Origin of the sequence: Micromonospora eburnea (assembly GCF_900090225.1) — a bacterium.
Taxonomy (GTDB): Bacteria; Actinomycetota; Actinomycetes; order Mycobacteriales; family Micromonosporaceae; genus Micromonospora; species Micromonospora eburnea.
This window is the reverse complement of the sequence record NZ_FMHY01000002.1, coordinates 2,369,772-2,392,701: the sequence shown is the minus strand read 5'-3', so window position 1 is coordinate 2,392,701 and position 22,930 is coordinate 2,369,772. Positions and strand designations below refer to the sequence as shown.

Sequence of the window (22,930 nt, the reverse complement as noted above, 5' to 3'; positions counted from 1 at the left end):
GCCCTACCCGTGGACCTTGTTCGGGTCCGGTGTGGTGTCTCAGACCAGGAAGGTCTCGCGCATTCTCGCGCCCAGATTGATTCCGCCGACCACCTGCGGGCCGGCCGGATCGTGGACGTCGAGGGTGTTGTTGCGGCGCATCAGCTCGCGGACCGGAGGCGGTAGCCGGGGCGGGTCGTCGATGGCCGCGAGGACCTGCCCGGCAGTCGAGATCAGTCGATCGGCCAGGGCTGCGGCATCGGTGTCTACCCGCACCCGGCCGTACTCCCAGCTGGCGGTGGTGAGGTCGAGCACCTCGAACACGCGGGTCAGGAGCGGGTTCGGGTCGGACACCCGGCCGAGCCGGGGCGCCCGGCTACCGACCACCACGACGGCGGCGGACACCTGCGCGTACGGGTGGAGGCCGCTCGGCAGCGCGAACAGCGGCCACCGCAGCGCCGCTCCGGCCTCCTTCCACAGCGGCCGGTAGTTTCGGCGGTGCACCAGGAGCCGCCGGCCTGTCCGTCGGTGTACGTCGTGAGCCTGGGCCTGTAGGTCCGCGTGGGCCTCGTCGGCGGCCTCGCTGACGATCCGGGCCGCCACCACCAGGCCGTCGTCGTCGTTCAGCAGCTGGGTGATCGCCTCGACCTGTTCCGGAAACCGGACCTGTGAGCGGGCGCCGTATCGCTGCCGGACGTCCCGCAGCAGCGCCTGCTGTCGTCCCGGATCGAGCTGGACCCGCCTGCTACCCAGCAACTGCCGGAGCCAACGCATCTCGCCTCGTTTCAGCAGCCGTCGCGGACCGCGGCAATGCTAGTGCGTCGGGCATCCCTCGTATTGTGGTGGGGTGGCCGAGCGATCTCTGACCTTGATGGCGGTGCACGCGCACCCTGACGACGAGGCGACCAGCACGGGCGGCATCCTCGCCCGGTACGCGGCGGAGGGGGTCACGACTGTGCTCGTGACCTGCACGGACGGGCGGTGCGGCGACGGGCCCGGCGGGGTCAAGCCGGGCGACCCGGGGCACGACCCGGAGGCCGTGGTAGCGATGCGCCGGGCCGAGTTGGCGGCCAGTTGCGAGGCGTTGAAGGTCACGCACCTGGAGACGCTCGACTATGCGGACTCCGGGATGATGGGTTGGGCGGCCAACGACGCGCCCGGCGCGTTCTGGAACACGCCGGTGGCGGAGGCGGCCGACCGGCTGGCCGAGTTGATCCGCCGCTATCGGCCCGACGTCGTTGTCACCTATGACGAGAACGGCTTCTACGGCCATCCGGACCACATCCAGGCGCACCGCATCACCATGGCCGCCATCGAGCAAACGAACATTCCCTCGAAGGTGTACTGGACCACCGTGCCGCGTAGCGCCTTTCAGGAGTTCGGCCGCGTCATGAAGGAGATTGGCGTCGAGTTTCCCGAGCCGGAGGGGCCGTCGGAGGCGATGCCGCAGCTCGGCCTGCCCGACGACGAGATCACCACCTGGGTGGACACGAGCGGCTACGGCGCGCAGAAGTTCGAGTCGTTGGCGGCGCACGCCAGCCAGGCCGAGAACATCTTCTTCCTACAGCTTGGCCAGGAACGGTTCACCGAGCTGATGGGCGTGGAGACCTTCGTCCGGGTCCGCGACATCACCGACGCGCCGACGCCCGAGGACGACCTGTTCGCCGGACTACGCTGACCGAGCCCCGTGAGCAGCTCACTGAGCCGTTGATCGCACCTTCGGCAGGACGGCGGCCGGTGAACCCGAGCGGGTAGCCGTCCGGGTCGACGTCCTCGGGTCTTCCGGTGTCCAAGGTGGAGAGAGGGCAAGAGGCGCACGCTCGTGCCGAGAGGAGTGCGTTTTTGATGCGGGTAGCGACGGGCGGCGGATTGGGTCGCGAAGTCCTTTGCTGCGGGGGCGGTTTCCCCGGCAAGGCCGCGTGACGGGTTCGATGTGGCCCTGCCCCAGCTCAGCCGATCAGTGGGCGGCTGACGACGCTGTCGGTGCGGCCGCTCAGTTCCCGGTCCAGGGTCTCCTGGGCGTCGCGCATCGCTTCGGCGTACGGCGGTTCGGCGAGCCGCCGCATTCCTACCTCGGGTGCGACGTCCTCGACCACACTGCTGATCCACCAGATGTTGCCGAACGGGTCGCGTACCCGGCCGCCCCGCTGGCCGAAGGCATGAGTGGCCGTTGCGGTGACCACTCGGGCTCCGGCGGCGACCGCCCGTTCGGTCGTTGCGTCGGCGTCGGCGACGAACACCCGCAGAAGCGAGGGCATGGCCGGCCAGTCCGGCCGCTGGTCGAACGCGAGTAGGACGGTGTCGCCGACGCGGATCTCGGCGTGGCCGATGGTCCCGTCCTCCAGCCGTACCCGGCCCAGCTCGACCCCGTCGAACACCGCGGTGATGAAATCCAGCAACTGCCCGGTGTCGGGCGTGACGATCCACGGCGCGACGGTCGTGTACCCGGCGGGTGCGGTGCTGCTCATGGTGAATCTCCCTCGGTCGTAGCGACTGCGCCCACGGTAGAGGCCGTATAGGTCAGTTCTCGTCCTAGTCGAGCGGCACAATGGCAGCCGTGTCCGACGCGCGCGCCCGACTGCTGTCCCTGCTGTCGCTGTTACAGACCCCTCGGCTGTGGCCGGGAAGCGAACTGGCGCAGCGGCTCGGGGTGTCCGGCCGGACCGTGCGGCGCGACATCGACCGGCTGCGCGAGCTGGGCTACCCGGTGCACGCCGAGCAGGGCGGGTCGGGCGGGTACCGGCTGACGGCCGGCGCCGCGATGCCGCCGCTGCTACTGGAGGACGACGAGGCGGTCGCCGTGGCCATCGGGCTGCGCACGGCGGCCGCGCAGGCGGTGGCCGGTGTGGACGATGCGGCGGTGCGTGCGCTGCGCAAGCTGCTCCAGGTCCTGCCGGCCCGGCTGCGCCGCAGGGTTGACACCCTGGCCTCCGCCACGGTGGCCCACCCGTTCTCTCTCGCCCCGGAGCCAGTGGACCCCGACACGTTGGTCGTCGCCGCCGCGACGATCGCCAACCACGAGCGGCTGCGCTTCCGGTACCGCGACGAGGGCCGGCACGTCGAGCCGCACGCCCTGGTGCCGGCCGGGCGGCGCTGGTACCTGCTCGCTTTCGACCTCGACCGCGACGACTGGCGGACCTTTCGGCTGGACCGGGTCACGGACCTCGTCGCGACCGGTGCCCGGGCGGCCACGACTGAGGTACCCGGCGGGGACGTGGCCGCCTTCATCGCCAGCCGGACCTTGCAGATGGCCCCGACATTCCCGGCTGACGTGCTGATCCACGCACCGGCTGCACACGTGGTCGACCGCCTCGGCGGGCCGCCGCCAGGCACCCTGACCGACCAGCCCGACGGGACCTGCCGGTGGCTCGCGCCGCCGGACACTCCGGAATGGCACACGCTCCGGCTGGCGTCGATCGGGCTGCCGTTCGAGATCAGCGGTCCGGCGGAGCTGGTCGCCCACCTCAGGTCAACAGCCGCGCTGTTCCAAGCCGCCACGGCCGGACGCCGAGCGGCGGGCCAACAGGACCCGGAGCAGGACCGGCTGCGGAAGGAGCGCATCGGCACTCGGGCCGGTGCTGATCAGCGCGAGCGACCTCAACAGGTCGGTGGGCGCTGATCCTCGATCATCTTCTGTGTCGCCCAGCCGCTGACGACTGCGGCGCAGGCCTAGAACGGTTCGTCCTCGTCATCCCACCCGACCTCCTGCTCGAGCAGGCCCCAGCCGAGTGGATGGCTCTCGCTCACTGCCTTGAGCAGCCAGTCGTAGGTCCGGACTTCGATCCTGTTCCGGGTGAAGAGCAGTTCCCGAGGCCCCCTCCCACTGTCCTCCACGCTCTCGCGACCGATGATGATCAATCCGCGGGCGTCGGCCGTGATGCCGGGCAGCCCCAGGCCACCCTCCTCTCGAGGGCTTCGGGCAACGGCAAGGTTGGCTGTCAGCCAGGCACGCCAGTCCTCGATCTGGTCGACCGCGTGCCGCAGGGTGGGTGACGCCTTGCCGTTGCTGGCATTCGTGAGCCGTTTGGTGGGGCTCTCCAGCTCCACGAGCGTCCACCGCAGGCCCATTGACGTCCTCGCGGCTATCAGGAAATCGGCCATGTAGTGGTTGCCGAACTGGACCTGCGGCCGCACCCACGTTCCGTGGTTGCCGCTGACAACCTGGGCGAGCATCTCGGGGTGGCGTTCCAGCACCACCTGCAGAGGACGTTCTTCGGCAGCGGTCATGATGGCGTCCCGGAGCGTTACGCGAGCCGCCATTCCCGCCGTCCGTTCGACCTTCCACGGGGCAAGGCGCCGCAGGTCGCTGTCGGAGACCAGTTCGGGGTGTTTGTCGCTCGCCGCGAGCTCTTCGGCAACGAGGCGCATGACCTCGGGATACTCACTGCTTGCGGGCTTCACGACACGGGTCACGAACTGGGGCCATGTCCGCCCGCCACGGCCACCGCGGAAGTTCAGTCTGCCCGTCCTGCTGAGCGAGGCGAGTTGCCGGTGCCGGTGGGCGGTCGTCTGCCGGTCGACGGTCACGACCACGTCACCGACTTCAGGCTTCAGGCGCCTCAGATGGGCAATCGACTGCCGGGCGCGTGCCACCATGATCCACGCATCGAGCGTGTCCCGGTCGTTTATGGCGTCGATTCCCGGGATGCGCAGGCCGACCTCACCCGCCAAATTCTGCAAGTAGTCGAGTTCGGCATCGCCTATCGGCCGCGGAGCCGGCAGACTCAGGGGCAGCCGGAGCTGTGCCCGCAGCAGGGCGGCGGCGACGGGCACGGGCGTGCGCGCACCGAGCTGCACCGCCAGCGCCTTGGCGACAGTTCGTTGTTCCGGTGTGGGGCCGGCGCACAATTGTCGCAACCAGGCGACGACGGTGCGCCAGTCATTTTCCACCACGACTCGGCCCCCCATCCAGGATGCATCGCCGCACGCCAACGCTGGCGTCCCTGGAGCCGATGGCCATGTTCTCAGGAACCCCGGCCGCGACTCGTCGGTGAGGCCAACGCACCGTAGGTCGTCCCGCTCGAGCGTAAGCAGCATGTCAACGGACCACAGCAGCGATAGGAAGGAATGAATGAATGAACCGATACGGCTTGCGGCTGCGGACGTCCGCGACGGTTCAGTCCTTCAGGACGTCGTGCAGCGCGTCGGCCGGGCCGGGGCTGGGCGGCCCCGCGGGCCACCACTGCCCGTGGCGGCGGCGGAACGGGTACCAACGGCCGTCGCGGCCGTAGCGGATCTGTCCCTGCCGGCCGACGGTCCAGCGGTTGCGCCAGTTCTTCAGCTCCGGCGCGGCGCCGCCGCCTTCCCACGTCTCGTGCAGCGCTTCGGTGACCCGGGAGGCCAGTTCCTTCGGCGGGACGAAGACCGCGTCGACGGCGTCCACGCCGGCGCCGCCGGCGTACTCCCACGCCTTGATCGCCCGGGGCAACTCGCCGGCCCGGCCGCTGGCTTCCCCGAGCCGTTTCGCGGCCCGCGAGCGCGGCATCCGCGACGCGAGCCGCACGGCGTCCTGCCAGGCGTGGTACTCGGGGGCGAGCACCTCGGCGGGGGCCGCGGCCAGCAGGCGCCTGGCGCGGGACGCAGCGTCCGCGGCGAGGATCCCCAACGCCTCGGCGTCGATGCCCGGCGCATCGTGCGCGGCAAGCAGGGGCGCGAGCGGCATCGCCTCGCCCTGCACCGGCGCCGGCGGCCCGGGCAACGCCGCCTGGGCGGTGGTGTACGCCTCCTCGGCCCGGGTGCCGGTGACCTCCGCCTCCTCGGCTGCGATCGCTCGGCCGACGTTGCGCGAGCGCAGTTCCTCGATCAGCTCCGGCTCCGCCCGTCCACGCATCAGCAGCAGCACGAACGGGTCCCGGTCCAGCAGCCAGGACGCCTGGTACGACAGGGCGGCGGCGTGCCGGCAGGGGTGGTCCCAGGACGGGCAGTCGCACTCCGGCTCCAGGTCACCGTAGTCGGGCAGTAGCCGCACTCCGGCGTCGTCGGCGGTGTTCACCAGGTCGTGCGGCATGTCCCGGTCCAGCAGCGCGGCGATGTGCCCCGCCTTGGCGGCCACCCTGTCCAGCAGGCGGTCCCATTCGGTGTCGGAGAGGGTCCCGATGCGTACCACCGTGTCGTGCGGGGTGTACTGGTCGCCGTCGTGGACCGGCGCGGAGATCCGGCCCGGACTCACCGTGATCGACCCGACCTGCCCGGCGAAGGCGTACCGCCGGCCCTTCTTGAGCTGCTCCGGGTCGAGCGCCGTACGCTCCATCGACTCAATCCAGGAGTTGCCCCACCAGGTGTCGGCGAACTTCCTGCCGATCCGCTTGCCCGGGCCGAACGCCGGGAAGCTGCGGGCCCGCCCGTCGTCCTCGGCCGGTCCGGCGTCACCGTCCAGCTCGTCGTCGAAGTCGAAGTCCACGTCCCTCATTCCTCGTTGGGCAACTGCACGAGCCGCAGCAGCTCGGCGTCCGACAGTTCGGTCAGGGCGGTCTCACCGCCGGTCAGTACCGCGTCGGCCAGTTCCCGCTTGGACTCCAGCAGGGCGGCGATCCGCTCCTCCAGGGTGCCCTGGGCGATCAGCCGGTGCACCTGCACCGGCTTGGTCTGCCCGATCCGGTACGCGCGGTCGGTGGCCTGTTCCTCCACCGCCGGATTCCACCAACGGTCGTAGTGGATGACGTGGTCGGCGCGGGTCAGGTTGAGACCGGTGCCGGCCGCCCTCAGCGAGAGCAGGAACACGGGAACCGCACCGGTCTGGAACCGCTGCACCATCTCCTCGCGTCGGGGCACCGGCGTGCCGCCGTGCAGCAACTGCGCCGGCACGCCCCGCTCGGCCAGGTGCCGTTCCAGCAGCCGCGCCATCTGCACGTACTGGGTGAACACCAGGGCGGCGCCGTCCTCGGCGAGGATGGTCTCCAGCAGGTCGTCGAGGAGCTGTAGCTTCTCGGAGCGTCCGGAGAGCTTGCCGTGCGGCTCCTTGAGATAGTGCGCCGGGTGGTTGCACACCTGCTTGAGGCCGACGAGCAGCTTCAGTACCAGGCCACGGCGGGCGATGCTGGTCGTGCTGGAGCGGATCTCGGCCATCACCTCGTCGACGACCCGGCGGTACAGCATCGTCTGCTCGCCGGTGAGCGAGACCAGGTGGTCGGTCACGGTTTTGGGCGGCAGCTCCGGGGCGATGTCGGGGTCGGACTTTCGCCGCCGCACGAGGAAGGGTCGGACCAGGCGGGACAGCCGCTCGACGCTGGTCGTGTCACGGTCCACCTCGATCGGTCGGGCCCAGCGGGTTCGGAACGCGCCGACCGTGTCCAGCAGGCCGGGGGTGGTCCAGTCGAGGATGGCCCACAGCTCGGTGAGGTTGTTCTCCACCGGTGTGCCGGTGAGCGCGACACGAGCCCGGGCGGGAATCTCACGCAGCACCTTCGCGGTGCCGCTGAGCCGGTTCTTCACGTACTGTGCCTCGTCCGCGACGAGCATTCCCCATGGCCGCCCGCTCAGCGCCGGGGCGTCCAGCCGCATGGTGCCGTAGCTGGTCAGCACGAACCCGCCGGCAAGGCCGTCGAGGGAGCGGGCAGATCCGTGGAATCGGCGGACCGGTACGCCGGGGGCGAACCGGCGGATTTCCCGTTCCCAGTTGCCGAGCACCGATGCGGGACAGATGACCAGGGTTGGTCCGGCGTGAACCGGGTCGGCCTGGCGGCGCAGGTGCAGTGAGATGACCGTGACGGTCTTGCCCAGCCCCATGTCGTCGGCGAGGCAGCCCCCGAAGCCGAGCGAGGTCATCCGTTCCAGCCAGCGCAGTCCGCGCAGCTGATAGTCGCGGAGAGCGCCGTCCAGTCCGCTGGGGGCCGTCAGCCTTTCCAGGCCGTCCTCCGGCTCGGCGATCCGATCGCGCAGGGCGCTCAGCCAGCCGTCGGCCACCACCTCGACCCGCTCGTCCTCGACCTCCGTGCTGCCGATCAGCGTCGCGGCCAGTGCGTCGTACGCCTTCAGCGGCGGTAGCTGCCGTTCCCGGGCCTTGCCGGCCAGTTCCGGCGCGACCGCCACCCACTGCTCGCGTAGGCGGACGATGGGCCGTGACTTGGCGACCACATCCATCTCCGAATCGGTCAGCGGCTCGCCGGCCAGGGTGAGCTGCCAGCTCTGCGTCACCGGAGCGGCGGAGCGGAAGAAGCGGGCCACGTCCGGCGGCTGCTCGGGCGGCGATCCGATCAGGACCCGGGCGTCGAGTTCGCGGGACAGCTGCGGCGGCCACTGGACGTCGACGCCGGCCGCCGCGAGCCGCGCCTCGGCCCCACCGAGCAGGTCAACCAGGTCCTCGTCGAGCAGCTCCAGCTCGACCGGGGCAGCCTCGTCGAGAAGCCGGTCCAGGGGTTGCCACGTTGCCGCTGCCCGGCGCACCGCGAGCATCGCCTCGAAGGTGGCCCGCTCACCGAGACCGTGTTCATCACCTTTCCACAGCGCCGCCGCGTCGCTGACCAGCGTCGGGTCGGCGAGGCTGCGCATGCGGACCACCGCGGTGAGACCTGTGTTCTCGAAGTTGCCCCGCCCCTCCAGCCGCAGCGCCACCCGCAGCCCTGTGTCCACCCCAGCGGAGACCTCCTGAGCCCATTCGCGCAGGTCGGTCACGGGCTCGGGATCCAGACCGGTGAACCGGGCGTCACCGGTCAGCCAGGGAGCCGCCGGAGTCCGGGGCAGGGTGTCGGCCACCGCGTCCAGGAACGCCCGCACGAGCCCCTGCGCCTCGGGCAGCACGAGCTGTTCGGCGAAGGGATCGATCGGTACGGCACGGGCCTCAGGGGGCATCGCCGCGGCAAGCGCGCGGATGCGCTCCACATCGGAGACGTCGAACGGGCCTACCCGCCAGCTGTCGTATCCGTTCGGGGAGATGCCGGGCAGCAGCCGACCGCGGGCGACCAGGTGCAGGCCGGTGACCGCCACGGCCGACCAGAACGCGGCGGCGGGCGTGGCGTCCTCGTCGCGCAGCGCGACGAGGTGGCGGACGGCGTCGCCGACCGGTACGGCACAGACCGGCACCTGCCACGCGGCCACCGGGCCGTCGAGGGGCAGGGCGAGTTCCAGCTCGCGGCACTCGCCCACCTCGTCGCACTCGTCCGGCAGCGCGCCGCCGGCGGGGTCGTAGAAGCTGACCGTGCCGGTGCGGGGTGGGTCGCCCGGCTGGAAGACGACCGCGAACCGCCCGAGTCGCACCCCGTACCTCCCGTTTGTCGAAGAATGCACGATCGAATCATCTGACCGGGGACCGAGGACACCGCGCCGCCCGGCGGCCGGTACGGCTATGCCCGTCCGGAACGGGTGACCGACCCTGGGCGAGCTACCGCGCCGTCCGGGCCGGTGCTGACCGCGTACGGCCCCGCCGCCATCGGTCGGGCACTCCTGTGGGCGCCCGGTGGTCAGCGGCGCCCATGGAACGTTTCTCAGGGGTGGCGGTGCCGCCAGCACGACGGCACCGCCACCGCGCCGGAGGATCAGCCAGCGTGCTGTGGGTCGGGCGGTGAGACCCACTGCACGAGCTGGTAGATCACCCCGTTGGGGTCGGCCATCTGGAAGTAGCGCTCCCCCCACGGCTCGGTCTCGATCGGGGTGACGATCTCGGCCCCCTCCCGCCGCAGCCGCGCGTAGTCGGCGTCGATGTCATCGACGGTGAACACGACCAGCAGCCCGTCGGCGCGGCCGGCAGCCGACGCCGGCTTGAACGTCGGCAGCCCGGCGCGCAGGTAGATGAGATTGAACCCCGCCTCGGGGTGGGTCAGGGAGCGGAACCCGTCGGCAGCCATCACTTCGGTGAACCCGAGATGCTGCTGCACCCAGGAGGCGGAGGCCTGGACGTCGGGAACGTTGAGCGAGATGGCGGACTCGGTGATGCGCATGCGGTCAGCTCCTGTCGACTCGATGACCCCTGTGGCGGTCGGGGCGGCGGCGCGGGTGGTCGTGGTGCGGGTCATCGATGGCCTCCTCGTCCGAGTTGACGCCGGCGGTGGACGCTCCGGCGCGTGACCTGCGACTGGGGGACGCCCGAGGGGCGCCCCTTCGCGCCGGTGGACACGGGTCCGGTGGTCGGCGCCGGACGCGGCATGGGCACCTCGGCGGTAGCGGGACGAGGCATGGCCGATGAACGGTTGCGCAAGCAGGCCTCCTGTCGTGGCGAGCGATCCGATGACATTATACACCGTATACTGTACGCCGTATAACAAAGGTGTGGCAGAATCTTCCCGTGCCTCAGAACCGCACCGGATCAGGTGAACCCAGCCGCACACTCGCCCTGCTGTGGGGGGAGCCGTCCGACACGGCGCGGCGCAAGGGGCCGGCCCGGTCCCTGACCATTACGCAGGTCGTCGACGCCGCGCTCGCGCTTGCCGACGAGCAGGGCCTGACCGCGGTCACCATTCGCGCGGTGGCCGAGCGGGTCGGGGTCTCGACGATGTCGGTCTACACCTACGTGCCCGGCAAGCCCGAGTTGCTCGACCTGATGGTGGACGCCCGCTACGCACGGATGACCCGCACTCCGTGGGCCGGGCAGCCGTGGCGCGAACGACTCACCGCGGTGGCCGAGGCCAACCGGGACCTGCTCACCGCCCACCCCTGGCTCACCGAGGTCGCCGCCCTGAGCCGCCCCCCGCTCGGGCCGGGCGTGATGGCCAAGTACGAGCACGAGCTCGCCGCATTCGACGACACCGGGCTCTCCGACGTCGACATCGACGCCGCCCTGACCTACCTGCTCGGGTTCGTGCAGTCCCATTGCCGATCGGCCCACGACGCCGCCCGGGCCACGACCGACACCGCGATGAGCGACGCCGACTGGTGGGCCGCCAACCTACCCGTCCTCGCCCGCGCCTTCGATCCCCACACCTACCCCCGCGCCGTCCGCATCGGCTCCGCCGCCGGCGAAGCGCAGGGCAGCGCGTGGCACGCCGAGCGCGCCTGGACGTTCGGCCTCGCACGCACCCTCGACGGCCTCGCCACCCTCATCGACGACGCCGGCTGAGGCCGACGCGCCTTTCTCAGATGTCAGATCCGCTACGGCCCGGCGCCGGCGGCCGGTCGCGGGCCGCGTGAGCCTGGGCCGCGGAGTGGGGGCGATGACCGCTCGACTCGCACGACGGGGTCGACGTCCCGCTGGCGTTGCGCGCGGAGGTCGAAGGACTGTTCGTTGACCTGCCGCCCCGTCCGCGGGAACGGTGCTCGGGCGCGCTCCGGCCGGCGCGCGCGCCGAGCTGCTCGACCGGTTGCCCGCCGGGTCGGCCGGCACCGAATGGGCGCCCACCGCTACGCAGGGTGACGGATCTGCGGAGAGCGCGGCGAGCCGGCCGGCATCCGGCCGTGCGTGGCTCGGCTGAGGCGCGGATGGAGCTTCTTGGATTCATGTGCACGCAACATCGTTTGCTATTGACAAGATCACGGGGGCCGAGTACCCTGCCCGTGAAATCGATTTCATGCGTCACTCCGTAGATAAATATATCACCCCCGCAGCGTCAACACCCCGATGACGCGCAACAAAGGAGTACCCAATGAAGTTGTTCAAGGGCCTGACATCACCACGAGCGGGCGGGACACGACGCGGCGTGCAGGCCATGAGCATCGCGGCCGCCGCCGTGCTTGCGCTGAGCGCGTGCAGCGCTGGGGACGGTGACAACTCGTCCGGCAACAGCGGCGGCAAACTGACCTTCTCCAACTGGCAGTTCCTCGAGGATGGCAAGGGGCCGATCCTCTGGGACGCGGTGAAGGACTACACCGGTCCTGACGGGAATGTCTCGCTGACGAAGATCGAGATCCCGTTCGCGAACTACGCCGACAAGCTCAGCACCGAGTTGGGCGCAGGTGGCGGCCCGGACGTGATGGTGCTGCAGGACAGCCAGTTCGCGTCGCTCGCCGACGCCGGGGTGCTCGAGCCGCTCGATGACATCGCGAAGGAGTTGGGCGACTCGCTGAACGGCACCAACAAGGCGGGCTTCTTCCAGAAGAAGCAGTTCGGGTTCAACTGGGAGCGACCGACCTACAACACGGTCATCTACAACAAGGACCTCTTTGCCGAGCTCGGCCTGAAGGTCCCCACGACGTTCGACGAGTTCCTCGCGACCGCGAAGACCATCAAGGAGAAGCGCGGCATCGCCGGCTGGGCCGGGCGCCACCAGACCGCCGAGATCGACGGCTGGACGCTCGAGATGGCGAACTGGATCTACGGCTTCGGCGGCGGACTGAGCGACGGCAAGGCGCTCACGATCGACGCCCCCGCGAACGTCAAGGCGGTCGAGTCCTTCCTGGAGACCTTCAAGTCCGGCGTCGCGCCGATCGGCGACGACGCGTCGACCTTCCGCGCCAAGTTCGGCCAGGGCCAGGTCGGCATGTTGTTCGAGAACTCGGGCGTCGCGACCACCCTCACGAGCAATCCCAAGAACGTGATCAACGGTCAGAACCTGGGTGCCGCGCCACTCCCCATGGCCAACGCGGGCTCCAACTCGCAGCTGATCATCGCCGTCAACGCGGCGAGCAAGAACAAGGCGGCTGCGAAGGACTTCGTTCGCTGGGTGCTCGGCGAGAAGGGACAGACCGCCATCCGTGCCGGTCTGGGCGCCTCGGCGATGGCCACTGATGTCGAGCCCGACCCCGAGTTCCTCAAGGCGAACCCGTGGGCCACCCAGTTCCTGGAGGCCGCGAAGACCTCGCGCTCGACCCTCGTCGAGGGATTCGAGACCGAGAGCAAGGTCATCTGGCGTGAATTCCTGACGGCTGTCGAGGGCCTGCGTGTCAACGGCGGTGACGTCGCGGCGAAGCTCGCCGACGTGCAGAAGGCGCTCAAGGCAGAGCTCGGCTGATTTGCGCGGGGGGTGGGCGGTTGCGCCGCCCACCCCCGCCCAACGGAAAGGACCACGATGGTCACGAACACGGCCGAGAGGGCGCAGACACCGCAGCGCGGCGCGCGGTCCGTGAATCGGCGGCGCGGCAGAGGGAAGCTCTCGCCCTTCATCGAGCGTAACGGCGCTTATCTCTTCCTCTTCCCGGCGATCGCGTACCTGGCGATCTTCACCGTCTTTCCGCTGGTCCGCGGAGTTCTGCTGTCATTCACCGCGACCAAGCTGGTAAATCCCTCCGGCGGCCGGTCCGTCGGGCTGGACAACTACGACTACCTGCTCGCCAGCGACAAGTTCTGGGCCTCGGTCGGCACAACCCTGCTGTACACGCTCTTCACGGTCGTCTTCGCCGTCGGCATCGGCACCGCGGCGGCGCTGTTGCTGAACAAGGCGTTCCGCGGGCGCGGCATCGTCCGCGCCATCGCCACCGTCCCGTGGGCCGTGCCCACCGTCGCGGCCGCCCTGATCTTCGTCTGGATCTACAACAACGAGCAGGGCATCCTCAACCGCAGCACGACGGCGCTCGGATTTGGCCAGCACGGCTGGCTGGTCGACCCGCGATACGGACTTCTCTCGGTAACCCTCGCCACGGTGTGGAAGCTGACGCCGCTGGTCATGCTCGTCATGTTGAGCGCACTGCAGAGCGTGCCGCACGAGCTGCGCGAGGCCACCTGGGTCGACGGCGCCTCGCCACTCCAGTCGTTCCGTGCCGTCACCCTCCCCCACATCATGCCGACGATTCGCGTCATCACGCTGCTGATGACGATCTGGTCGATCCGCCGATTCGAGATCATCTTCCTGATCACCGGCGGCGGGCCGCTCGACAAGACCAACACCCTCGTCGTCAACGTCTACCGCACCGCCTTCCAGGACCAGAATCTCGGCCGCGCGGCCGCGATCGGCGCGCTCGGTCTCGTCCTCTCGCTGCTCGTGACGGCCGTCTACTTCGTCGTGGAGCAGATCCAGGAGCGTCAGGAGAGCCAGCGATGACCACCTCTCTCACCTCGACCAAGCTGCCGCGCCGGCGTGGCGTCCTCGCCCGCATGGGCAGTCTCGGCAAGGCGATCCTCATCACGCTGTTGGTCGTCTTCACCGGCTTTCCGGTCTACTGGATGCTCGGCACGTCGCTGGGGACCGAGCAGTCCCTCTACCGCGACGGTCAGCCTCTGATTCCGGAGTTCGCGAACATCGGCCAGTGGGGCAGCTTCCTCGCGGAGGTCCCGATCCTGCGCTGGCTCGGCAACTCCTTCGTGATTGCCGCGGGGACGACGATCCTCAGTCTCGTGCTGGCCACGATGGCGGCATACGCGCTCAGCCGCTACCGCTTCCACGGACGAGGCGTTGCCGGGTTCATCTTCTTCAGCACCCAGATGCTGCCAGAGGCGCTCATCATCGTGCCGCTGTACTCGATCTTCGCGGGCGCGGGCCTGCTGAACAGCCATTGGGGGCTCATACTCGCGGACACCGCCTTCGTGATGCCGGTGAGCATGTTCATCATCAAGAGCGGCATCGACAAAATCCCCTACGAGATCGAGGAATCAGCACGGATCGACGGGTGTTCGCGCCTGCGCATGCTGTTCACGATCGTGCTGCCGCTGGTCCGCCCGAGTATCGCCGCCGCCGCCGTCATCGCGTTCTTCGACGGCTGGAACGAGTTCATGTTCGCCAACACATTCATCTCGGACTCGGACCTGTGGCCGGCCCCGGTGGGACTTGCCTCGTTCCTCGGGCAGTTCTACACGCCGATGAATGTCGTCATGCTGTGCGCGCTGCTGTTCGCGCTCCCGGCGATCATCTTCTTCCTGTGGGCCCAGCGCGGCATCGTGTCCGGCCTGACAGCAGGATCCGTCAAGGGCTGACAAGCCGCAACAGAAGGAGTATCGACCATGTCGGAAGCGTTCGATCCGCTGTTCTCGGTGCACAACCACATCGCCGTCGTGACCGGTGGTTTCGGCCAGATCGGCGCCGAGTTCGTCAAGGCGCTGCACGCACGCGGCGCTCGTGTGGCGGTGACCTCGCGCAGCGAGGTGGCTGACCCGGCGGCGAAGCTCGGCGTCACCGTCGACGCCGACCGGCTGCTGGCGGTCACGATGGACATCACCGATCAGGCCAGCGTGGAGGCGGGCTTCGATCGGATCGTGCGGACGTGGGGTGTCCCGACGATCCTGGTGAACAACGCCGGTCTCGACACCCAGCCCAGCGCCCCGCCGGAGGTGTCCGGGCCGTTCGAGCAGTTTCCCGCCGAGGTGTTCCGTGAGGTCGTCGACACCAACCTCGTCGGCACCTTCCTGGTGACGCAGGCAGCCGGCCGACGCATGCGCGAGGCGGGGCTTGAGGGATCGATCATCAACATCGGCTCGATCTACGGGATGGTCTCCCCGGTGCAGGACATCTACGCGTACAAGGCGGAGGACACCGGCATCCCCTTCATCAAACCGGTGGCCTACTCCGCCGCGAAGTCCGGTCTCTACAACCTGACGCGCTACTGCGCCACCTACTGGGGCAAGGCAAACATCCGGGTGAACACCCTCACCCCATCCGGTGTACGCCGTGACACGCAGGACGCGAAGTTCCAGGCGAACTACACGGCGCGCATGCCGATCGGCAGAATGGCGGAGGCCGACGAGTACAACGGCGCCCTCATCTTCCTCGCCTCCGCCGCGTCGCGATACATGACCGGGGCGAACCTCGTCGTGGACGGTGGGTGGACCGCGTGGTGACCGGCATCCTCGGCGACCGGCTGGTCGTCGCCGCCCCGACGCCGATCCGGGCCGACGAGAGTCTCGATCTCGACGCGTTCGCGCTGATGGTGGACCGCGATATCGCGCGAGGAGTCGAGGGCGTGTACGTCGCCGGTTCGTCCGGCGAAGGCCTCCTGCTCAGCACCGACGAGCGGATCGCGCTCACTCGGTCCGCCGTGGAGGCGGCGGGCGAACGGGTCCCGGTGTACGCGCATGTGGGTGCGCTGTCGACGCGGGAGGCGATCTCGCTCGCGGAGGCCGCACGCGAGGCCGGCGCAGCGGCGATCTCGATGATTCCGCCGCTGTACTACAAGTATTCGGCCGCGGAGGTCGTCGCCCACTTCCGTGCCGTCATCGATGCCGTTGACATCCCGTTCATCCTCTACAACATCCCGCAGTTCACCGGCCGCGACATCTCGGACGGCGGGTTCGAAGGCCTTCTCGAACTGTCCCAGGTGGTCGGGATCAAGCACACGTCGCAGAACCTCTACGGCGCGGAGCGGCTGATTCAGCGGTATCCGCACCTGACGCTCATCAACGGCTTCGACGAGCTGTACCTGCCGGCTCTCTCCATCGGCGCGAGGGGGGCGATCGGGACGACGATCGGACTGCAGATCGAGCTGTTCCGGTCGCTGCGGGCACGCCACGCTCGCGGTGACGTCGACGGGGCGCGCACGGTGCAGACCCGGATCAACGACACCGTCCAGGCGCTCGTCCAGGAGGGGGTGTTCGCGGCAGCGAAGTATCTCGCGGGCAAGCAGTCGACGCCGCTGGGCACCTGCCGACGGCCGCTCCCGGGACTGGACGACGACGCCCGACGCCGGCTGGACGTGGTGTGGGACCGACTGCGGGAGAACGTGTGCAGCACCTCGACGGAGGACGCGTCGATGTGATCGCTCGACAGGGGTGTTCGTGCAGGAAACTCAAGCGCGACACACATCCGTTCACGTTCACCATCCGTCCCGGCGCGCTCCGGGCAGAGAGGCACTGATGGCCACCATCTATGAGGTCGCGAAGCTGGCCGGCGTCTCGCCGGCGACTGTCTCACGTGTCTTCAACGGAGCCGCCGTCTCAGAGGAGAAGGCGCAGGCGGTTCGCGAGGCGGCCGGCAAGCTGCGGTTCACGCCCAACCGTGCCGCCCGCACCCTGCGTAAGCAGAGCACTGAGGTGATCGCGCTGATCATCCCAGACATAGAGAACCCCTACTTCACCGAGATGGCACGCGGAGTGGAGGACGTCGCGCAGGAGGTCGGTTACTCGGTCGTGCTGTGCAACTCCGACGCCCGTACGGAAAAGGAGAACTCCTACCTGCGCATCGCGATGGCCGGGAGCATGGCCGGAGTCATCATCGCGGCCGCGTCGGACCACACCGATCTCGATGACGTTCTCGCCGACGGTCGACCGGTCGTCGCGGTCGACCGCCGCTCGGGCTACGACGTGGACACCGTGGTGATGGACAACCGGACCGCGGGTCGGCTGGCGACGGAGGCGCTGCTCGACGCCGGCTACCGCCGCATCGCCTGCATGACCGGTCCCGACAACGTCGAGACCGCGGTCGAGCGCGCGAAGGGGTGGCGCGACGCGATGACCGCTCGCGCCGATGTCGATCTCACCGGGCTGCTGCTCCACTCCAGCTTCCGGGTCGCGGGTGGACGAGAGGCTGTCGCGCAGCTGCTCGACAGCCCGCCGCTGCGGCCTGACGCCGTCGTCGCGGCGAACAACCTCCTCGGTGTCGGAGCGCTGCAGGTCCTCACCGAACGCGGCCTGACGCCTCCCGACATCGGCGTCGCCGTCGTCGGTTCGCTACCGTTCACCACGCTCACCCCCGATGTCGTCACCGTCGTCCGGCTGCCGGCGCGGCACATGGGCGTCACGGCGGCACGTCTGCTCCTGGAACGCATCGAGGGAAACAGCGATCCGGCCCGTACGGTGGTGCTGCGCGGCGAGCTGCGGCGCGCGCGGCTCGGGCGCGACGCGACGGAGATGGCGTCGTGAAGCGCGGCACCATCGGCGTCGACATCGGCACATCGAGCAGCAAAGGCGTTCTCGTCGACGAGCGTGGGCAGATCATCGCGTCGGCCACCGTCGCGCACGACGTCGAGCGCCCACGCAGCGGGTGGGTCGAGATGGACGCGCAGGTCTGGTGGGCGGAGTTCGTCGAACTCAGCCGCCGCCTCGTCGCCGAGGCGTCGGTGCACCGCATCTCCGTGGCAGGCGTGGGCGTGAGCGGCATGGGTCCGTGTGTGCTGCTCGTCGACGAGCAGGGCGATCCGGTACGGCCAGCCATCCTCTACGGCATCGACACCCGCGCGACTGCTCAGATCGAACGGCTCACCCGCGAGCTCGGTGCTGACGAGATCACCCGCATCGGAGGATCCGCGCTCACCACCCAGGCCGGCGGGCCGAAGATCGCGTGGATCGCCGACGAGGAGCCCGAGGTATATCGCCGTGCTCGGCGGCTGTTCATGCCTGCGAGCTGGCTGGCCTTTCAGCTCACCGGGTCGTATGTGCTCGACCACCAGTCGGCCAGCCAGGTCTCTCCGCTGTACGACGTCGAGTCCGAGCGCTGGCACGAACCGTGGTGGCAGCGGTACGCGCCGGGAATCGAGGCGCCGCCGCTGCGCTGGCCCCAGGAGATCGCCGGGACGGTGACCGCCGCCGCGGCCGGCGCCACCGGCATCCCCGAGGGCACGCCCGTGATCGTCGGCACGATCGACGCCTGGACCGAGGCGGTGAGCGCGGGGGCGCACCGGCCGGGCGACCTCATGCTGATGTACGGCACCACGATGTTCCTCGTCGCCACCGGCACCACGACCCTGCGTACGCCCTCTATGTGGACCACCGTCGGCGCGTTCCCGGGTACGCGCAACCTCGCCGGAGGCCTTGCGACGTCGGGTGCGCTGACGGCCTGGCTGAAACAGCTGTCGGATGCCGACTACCCGACGCTCCTCGCCGAGGCCGAGGAATCCGGTCCGGGTGCCCGGGGCCTGTTGATGCTCCCGTACTTCGCCGGTGAACGCACGCCGATCCTCGATCCGGAGGCGCGAGGCGTGATCGCGGGACTGACCGTCACGCATGGCCGTGGCGACCTGTACCGGGCCGCGCTCGAGGCGACCGCGCTGGGTGTTCGCCACAACGTGGAGACGATGCGGGCCGCCGGCGCCGATATCCGTCGCATCGTCGCGGTGGGTGGCGGGACCCAGGGATCGCTGTGGTTGCGGGTCGTGTCGGATGTGACGGGCCTGGTCCAGGAGGTACCCCGAATCACGATCGGCGCCAGCTACGGTGCCGCATTCCTCGCCGCGGGAGCGGTCGCGCCGGATGGTGCGGCTCCTCGCATCGAGGACTGGAACCCCGTCGAGACGGTCGTCGAGCCGGACGCGGACCGCGCCGCGACCTACGACCGCCTGTTCGACCTGTACCTGGACCTCTATCGGGGCAGCAAGGAAGTCGTGCACGCCCTCGCCGCCCTGCAACGTACGGAAGGAACCCCTACATGAGCACCTACACGATGCCCGCGAAGACGCAGCGGCCCGTCGCCGTACCGAAAACCGCCTATCTCATCGCGAGCGGCGACCTCCGCGAGTCGGCCAACAAGGCCGGCTGGCCAACGCAGGCGCAGATGGAGGCCGACGTGACGGCGGCTTTCGCGGAGCTCGGGTGGAGCGTCGTACGCGCGAACGAGGTCGACCCCGAGACGGGGCACGGGTTCATCTCGAGCCAGCGCATGGGGCTGGAGGTCTTCAAGAACATCCCGACGGATGCCCCGCTCATCGTCGCCGAGGCCGTGTGGCAGTACTCGCACCACGTCCTCGCGGGGCTCCGCACCCACGAAGGCCCTATCCTCACGGTCGCGAACTTCGCCGGGGAATGGCCGGGCCTGGTCGGTCTCCTCGGGCTCAACGCCGGCCTGACCAAGATGGGCAAGGAATACTCCACGATCTGGTCGGTCGACTTCACCGACGACTGGTTCAAGCGCGGGCTCAAGGAATGGACCGAATCCGGGCGCATCACCCACGACGACTCGCACGTGCGGCCGCTTCCCGCCCTGCCCGACACGCCAGAGGTCGAACTCGGCCGCGCCCTCGGCGATCAGCTGCTCGCCGACAAGGGCATCATCGGCGTGTTCGACGAGGGTTGCATGGGCATGTACAACGCGATCTTCGACGACGAACTGCTCAACCAGCTCGGCATCTACAAGGAGCGCCTGTCGCAGTCGGCGCTGTACGCCGAGATGCTGACGGTGGCGGACGCCGAGGCCGACGCCGCCCGCGACTGGCTGACGAGCAAGGGCATGACCTTCCGGTTCGGCACCGACGAGGCCACTGAGCTCACCGAGGCGCAGGTGCGGTGGCAGCTGAAGATGTACATCGCGGCGCTGCGTATCGCCGACGACTTCGGTCTCGACGCCGTCGGGATCCAGTACCAGCAGGGGCTCAAGGACCTGGTGCCGGCCTCCGATCTCGCCGAGGGCATCCTGAACTCGACAGAGCGCCCGCCGGTGTTCTCGCGCGACGGTTCGCGTGAGCTGTTCGCGGGTCGCGCGTTCCCGCACTTCAACGAGGTGGACGAGGGCGTCGCGGTGGACGCGCTCGTCACCGACCGGGTGTGGACGGCGATGGGCCTCGTCCCCGACAACACGCTGCACGACGTACGCTGGGGCGAAGACTACGACGGCCGCTTCGTGTGGGTGTACGAGATCTCCGGTTCGGTGCCCGGCTCACACCTGGGCGGGTGGGACAAGGCCGAGGGTTGGCGCCAGGGCCCGGTGTTCTTCCCCGCCGGCGGTTCGACCATCAACGGCGTATCGAAGCCTGGCGAGGTCGTGCTCTCGCGTGTCTTCATCGCCGATGGGATCCTGCAGGCCGACATCTTCCGGGGCAGCGTGGTCGAGCTGCCCGCCGAGGAGACGCAGCGGCGGAAGGATGCCACGAACCCCGAATGGCCGATCGCGCACGTCGTGCTGCACGACATCAGCCGCGACCAGTTCATGGCTCGCCACAAGGCGAACCACGCCCAGCTCGTCTACGCCCCCGACGCCGAGACCGCCGACAAGGCGCTCGTCGCCAAGGCCGCGATGTTCGACCGCATTGGCGTCAAGGTCAACCTCGTCGGTCGCGTGGACGCGCTCTGACCCAGATCCGCAGGTAGAGGAAGCGGGTGGATCCTCAGCTGCCGATCGGTGCGGGTGGCGGTGGGGTGCGGGTTGCGCGGGGGTCGACGCAATCCGATAGCCACCCGGGTTCCGCCTCTTCGCCATCCCGCTGAACTGACTGAAGCCGACTGAAGCCAGGGCCGTAATGGCCCCCTTCACCTGGCACGCCCGTCGGGTGGCCGCTCGCCTGAATCGAGTGGCCACCCGACGTCGTTCTGCGGGCTATCAAGCACATCGCGGGACTCGCCGTATCCGGTTCAGTGCACCTGCACCTCTACCTCAAGTGGAAGAGCGCCCAAGGGACGTATACGAGGGCAGGCCGGAAGCGTTTCACCGGGCTTCAAAGAGCCGCCCTCTCCGGAAGGTCGGCTTGTCGTTGGCTTGGTCTGTCTCGGCGGGGCGGCCCTGGCGCTCGGGTTGCTCACGTCCCGGCTGCTGAACCTCTAGTAATTGGCGAGTGACGGCGTGGGCACCATTTCATCCTGCTTGCCTGCTGGGGGACTTAAAGCTCCTAACAAAATGATCTTCGGGCCTGTCGTCTGCTGTGGAGAGTGACCTGCGATGTCGGGCCGTGAGGCGCGGCGAGCAGCCGCCGTGAATCGTGTCGGACGGGCTGTGGCAGCGCATTGAGCCGCTGCTGCCCAAACCGCAGTCCACGGCACCCGGGACGTAAACGGATCCCGGACCGGCAGGTGCTGTGCGGGAGCTGAGGTTCGGATCCGGGCTGATCTGCCGGCTGTGGACGACTCGGGGGCGTCCGGCCACTGTGCGGCGGTCTCAGGGTCGGTGGCTGCGGCAGCCGCGATCTGCGACTGATCGGAACGACCCGGCCCAGGATCTCGCGGGTGTCCCCGGCGATGGACGTGTCGACGACGTCCTTGAACAGGCGTGCCCTTGTTGCGGAAGACGAAGTAGACCGTCTGGACGGGCAACGCCCGCCCGGTCCGCGACGTCCTGCAGCTTCGTCGCGCCGCAACCCTGCGCGATGAACAGCTCGCGAGCCGCCTCGACGACCTTCTCAGGGTGCGGCGTGAGCGCTCGGCTCGCTTGACCGCCCGCTTGACTTTGACCATACTGCGAGTCCATCTTTAGAGTACGCCACTAGAGTTCAACTCTAGATACTTGGAGGAAACGATGGACCAGCCCAACGCCACCCAGAGGCCGGAACCGGACCTGGCCTCAACGCAGCGAGACTCGGAGGAGGAGTCCGTCTACCTCGCACTGAAGGGCTACTACCGCACCGGCAAACCACCGTGGGACACCGGCGTGACGCCGCCCGAGCTGGTCGACCTGGTAGAGGGGCACGGCGCGCTGCCGCCCGGCCGCGCCCTCGAACTCGGCTGCGGCACGGGGACCAACGCCATCTACCTCGCACGGCACGGCTGGGAGGTGGCGGCCGTCGACCTGATCGACCGCGCCGTCGACCAGGCCAGGGAGAAGGCTGCGGCGGCGGGGGCGGCGGTACGGCTGCTGCACGGAGACGCCACCCGCCTCGACGAGCTGGACGTGCCGGGCCCTTTCGACCTGTTCTTCGACCTGAGCTGCTACTGCGGGATCCCGCTGCACCGCCGCGACGCCTACGCCGCCGGGCTCACCCACCGCGCCGCTCCCGGAGCACGGTTGCTGATGTTCGGGTACGGCCCCGAGCCGCTCGGCAATCCGATCCCCGAAGTCACGTCATGGGCGGCGGGCGTCACAGCCGACGAGCTCCGCGCCAGGTTCCCCGGCTGGGAACTAATCGACGTCACACCGGGCACCAACTCGGTGCCGACCTTCTGGTTCACGCTGCGCCGCGACGCCCAGTAACGTCCGGTCGCGGGTTTCTGTAGGTTTGTGGCAGGCTTCACGCCGCCCGAGCAAGTCAAGCTTGGGCGGCGTAGTGGTCAACGTGCCGGCTGGTGGCCCTGAGCGCCGCTCGTAGTCCAGGTGGCGTTTGCGGCTGTATCGGTCGCGGCCAGTGACGCCGACCTGCCAGCCGGTCCGCGATGTGGCAGTTGCGGCCGGCGCTCCAGCGGCTGAGCCCCGATTCACCTGAACGGCGAATCACTCTCTACAAAAGACGACAACGGTAAGGAGGGGTGAGCAGCCGCCGTGGACCGTCTCGGACGAACTGCGGGCCGGGACGCCGCTGCTGCCACCCCGCCCACCACGACGACACCGCTACCGGGGTCGCAAGGTGTTGCGCGGGATCTTTTTTCGCGCTC

At 69.3% G+C, this 22,930-nt stretch carries 19 protein-coding genes; 12 read left to right on the top strand and 7 right to left on the bottom strand.

What is annotated here, in order from left to right; genetic code table 11:
* Window positions 1–39: 39 nt before the first annotated feature.
* Window positions 40–753, bottom strand: a complete 714-nt coding sequence (locus GA0070604_RS11260) for a hypothetical protein (protein ID WP_091117900.1) — start codon at window positions 751–753, stop codon at window positions 40–42.
* A gap of 73 nt (window positions 754–826) precedes the next feature.
* Here GA0070604_RS11260 and GA0070604_RS11255 point away from each other — a divergent pair, with 73 nt between their 5' ends.
* Window positions 827–1,657: a PIG-L family deacetylase gene (locus GA0070604_RS11255; protein ID WP_091117899.1), complete on the top strand. Its 831-nt coding sequence runs from the start codon at window positions 827–829 to the stop codon at window positions 1,655–1,657.
* Between the two features lie 271 nt (window positions 1,658–1,928).
* Here the strand turns inward: GA0070604_RS11255 and GA0070604_RS11250 are convergent, their stop codons facing one another.
* Entirely contained in the window at window positions 1,929–2,447 is a 519-nt protein-coding gene (locus tag GA0070604_RS11250; RefSeq protein ID WP_091117898.1) for a VOC family protein, read from the bottom strand.
* A gap of 89 nt (window positions 2,448–2,536) precedes the next feature.
* Between GA0070604_RS11250 and GA0070604_RS33505 the strand changes: the two genes are divergently transcribed.
* Window positions 2,537–3,598: a WYL domain-containing protein gene (locus GA0070604_RS33505; protein ID WP_091127032.1), complete on the top strand. Its 1,062-nt coding sequence runs from the start codon at window positions 2,537–2,539 to the stop codon at window positions 3,596–3,598.
* A gap of 50 nt (window positions 3,599–3,648) precedes the next feature.
* Here the strand turns inward: GA0070604_RS33505 and GA0070604_RS11240 are convergent, their stop codons facing one another.
* The 4 genes from GA0070604_RS11240 to GA0070604_RS11225 form a co-directional block, all read right to left on the bottom strand.
* A complete protein-coding gene (locus tag GA0070604_RS11240; protein WP_091117897.1) occupies window positions 3,649–4,872 on the bottom strand; it encodes a Shedu anti-phage system protein SduA domain-containing protein in 1,224 nt (407 codons plus the stop codon).
* A gap of 223 nt (window positions 4,873–5,095) precedes the next feature.
* Window positions 5,096–6,388 carry an SWIM zinc finger family protein gene (locus GA0070604_RS11235; RefSeq protein ID WP_244161841.1) on the bottom strand — a complete coding sequence of 431 codons (1,293 nt, stop codon included), beginning with the start codon at window positions 6,386–6,388 and terminating at the stop codon, window positions 5,096–5,098.
* Complete coding sequence (locus tag GA0070604_RS11230) at window positions 6,385–9,201, bottom strand: DEAD/DEAH box helicase (RefSeq protein ID WP_244161840.1); 2,817 nt, start codon at window positions 9,199–9,201, stop codon at window positions 6,385–6,387. Before GA0070604_RS11230 ends, GA0070604_RS11235 begins: the two co-directional genes overlap by 4 nt.
* Before the next feature lie 248 nt (window positions 9,202–9,449).
* A complete protein-coding gene (locus GA0070604_RS11225) occupies window positions 9,450–9,926 on the bottom strand; it encodes a VOC family protein (RefSeq protein WP_244161839.1) in 477 nt (158 codons plus the stop codon).
* Window positions 9,927–10,195: 269 nt separating this feature from the next.
* Between GA0070604_RS11225 and GA0070604_RS11220 the strand changes: the two genes are divergently transcribed.
* The 9 genes from GA0070604_RS11220 to GA0070604_RS11180 all read left to right on the top strand — a co-directional run bounded on the left by GA0070604_RS11220 (window position 10,196) and on the right by GA0070604_RS11180 (window position 20,705).
* On the top strand, window positions 10,196–10,966 hold the full coding sequence (locus GA0070604_RS11220; RefSeq protein ID WP_091127030.1) for a TetR/AcrR family transcriptional regulator: 771 nt from the start codon (window positions 10,196–10,198) through the stop codon (window positions 10,964–10,966).
* Window positions 10,967–11,489: 523 nt separating this feature from the next.
* Window positions 11,490–12,794, top strand: coding sequence for an ABC transporter substrate-binding protein (locus tag GA0070604_RS11215; protein ID WP_091117894.1), 1,305 nt, complete (start codon window positions 11,490–11,492; stop codon window positions 12,792–12,794).
* Between the two features lie 57 nt (window positions 12,795–12,851).
* Window positions 12,852–13,820 carry a carbohydrate ABC transporter permease gene (locus tag GA0070604_RS11210; protein ID WP_091117893.1) on the top strand — a complete coding sequence of 323 codons (969 nt, stop codon included), beginning with the start codon at window positions 12,852–12,854 and terminating at the stop codon, window positions 13,818–13,820.
* Complete coding sequence (locus GA0070604_RS11205; protein WP_208602017.1) at window positions 13,817–14,689, top strand: carbohydrate ABC transporter permease; 873 nt, start codon at window positions 13,817–13,819, stop codon at window positions 14,687–14,689. Before GA0070604_RS11210 ends, GA0070604_RS11205 begins: the two co-directional genes overlap by 4 nt.
* Window positions 14,690–14,716: 27 nt before the next feature.
* Window positions 14,717–15,550 carry an SDR family oxidoreductase gene (locus GA0070604_RS11200; protein ID WP_091117892.1) on the top strand — a complete coding sequence of 278 codons (834 nt, stop codon included), beginning with the start codon at window positions 14,717–14,719 and terminating at the stop codon, window positions 15,548–15,550.
* Window positions 15,535–16,464 carry a dihydrodipicolinate synthase family protein gene (locus tag GA0070604_RS11195; protein WP_167363432.1) on the top strand — a complete coding sequence of 310 codons (930 nt, stop codon included), beginning with the start codon at window positions 15,535–15,537 and terminating at the stop codon, window positions 16,462–16,464. Before GA0070604_RS11200 ends, GA0070604_RS11195 begins: the two co-directional genes overlap by 16 nt.
* A 13-nt stretch (window positions 16,465–16,477) precedes the next feature.
* On the top strand, window positions 16,478–17,566 hold the full coding sequence (locus tag GA0070604_RS11190; protein WP_244161838.1) for a LacI family DNA-binding transcriptional regulator: 1,089 nt from the start codon (window positions 16,478–16,480) through the stop codon (window positions 17,564–17,566).
* Window positions 17,563–19,071, top strand: coding sequence for an FGGY-family carbohydrate kinase (locus tag GA0070604_RS11185; protein WP_091117889.1), 1,509 nt, complete (start codon window positions 17,563–17,565; stop codon window positions 19,069–19,071). Before GA0070604_RS11190 ends, GA0070604_RS11185 begins: the two co-directional genes overlap by 4 nt.
* Entirely contained in the window at window positions 19,068–20,705 is a 1,638-nt protein-coding gene (locus GA0070604_RS11180) for a fucose isomerase (protein WP_091117888.1), read from the top strand. Before GA0070604_RS11185 ends, GA0070604_RS11180 begins: the two co-directional genes overlap by 4 nt.
* Window positions 20,706–21,503: 798 nt before the next feature.
* On the opposite strand, the gene GA0070604_RS34270 is transcribed toward GA0070604_RS11180, so the two are convergent.
* Window positions 21,504–21,812 (bottom strand): helix-turn-helix domain-containing protein, encoded by a 309-nt coding sequence (locus tag GA0070604_RS34270; RefSeq protein ID WP_208602016.1) that lies wholly within the window; start codon window positions 21,810–21,812, stop codon window positions 21,504–21,506.
* Window positions 21,813–21,860: 48 nt separating this feature from the next.
* Between GA0070604_RS34270 and GA0070604_RS11170 the strand changes: the two genes are divergently transcribed.
* Window positions 21,861–22,532 carry a class I SAM-dependent methyltransferase gene (locus GA0070604_RS11170; RefSeq protein ID WP_091117887.1) on the top strand — a complete coding sequence of 224 codons (672 nt, stop codon included), beginning with the start codon at window positions 21,861–21,863 and terminating at the stop codon, window positions 22,530–22,532.
* Window positions 22,533–22,930: the final 398 nt, after the last annotated feature.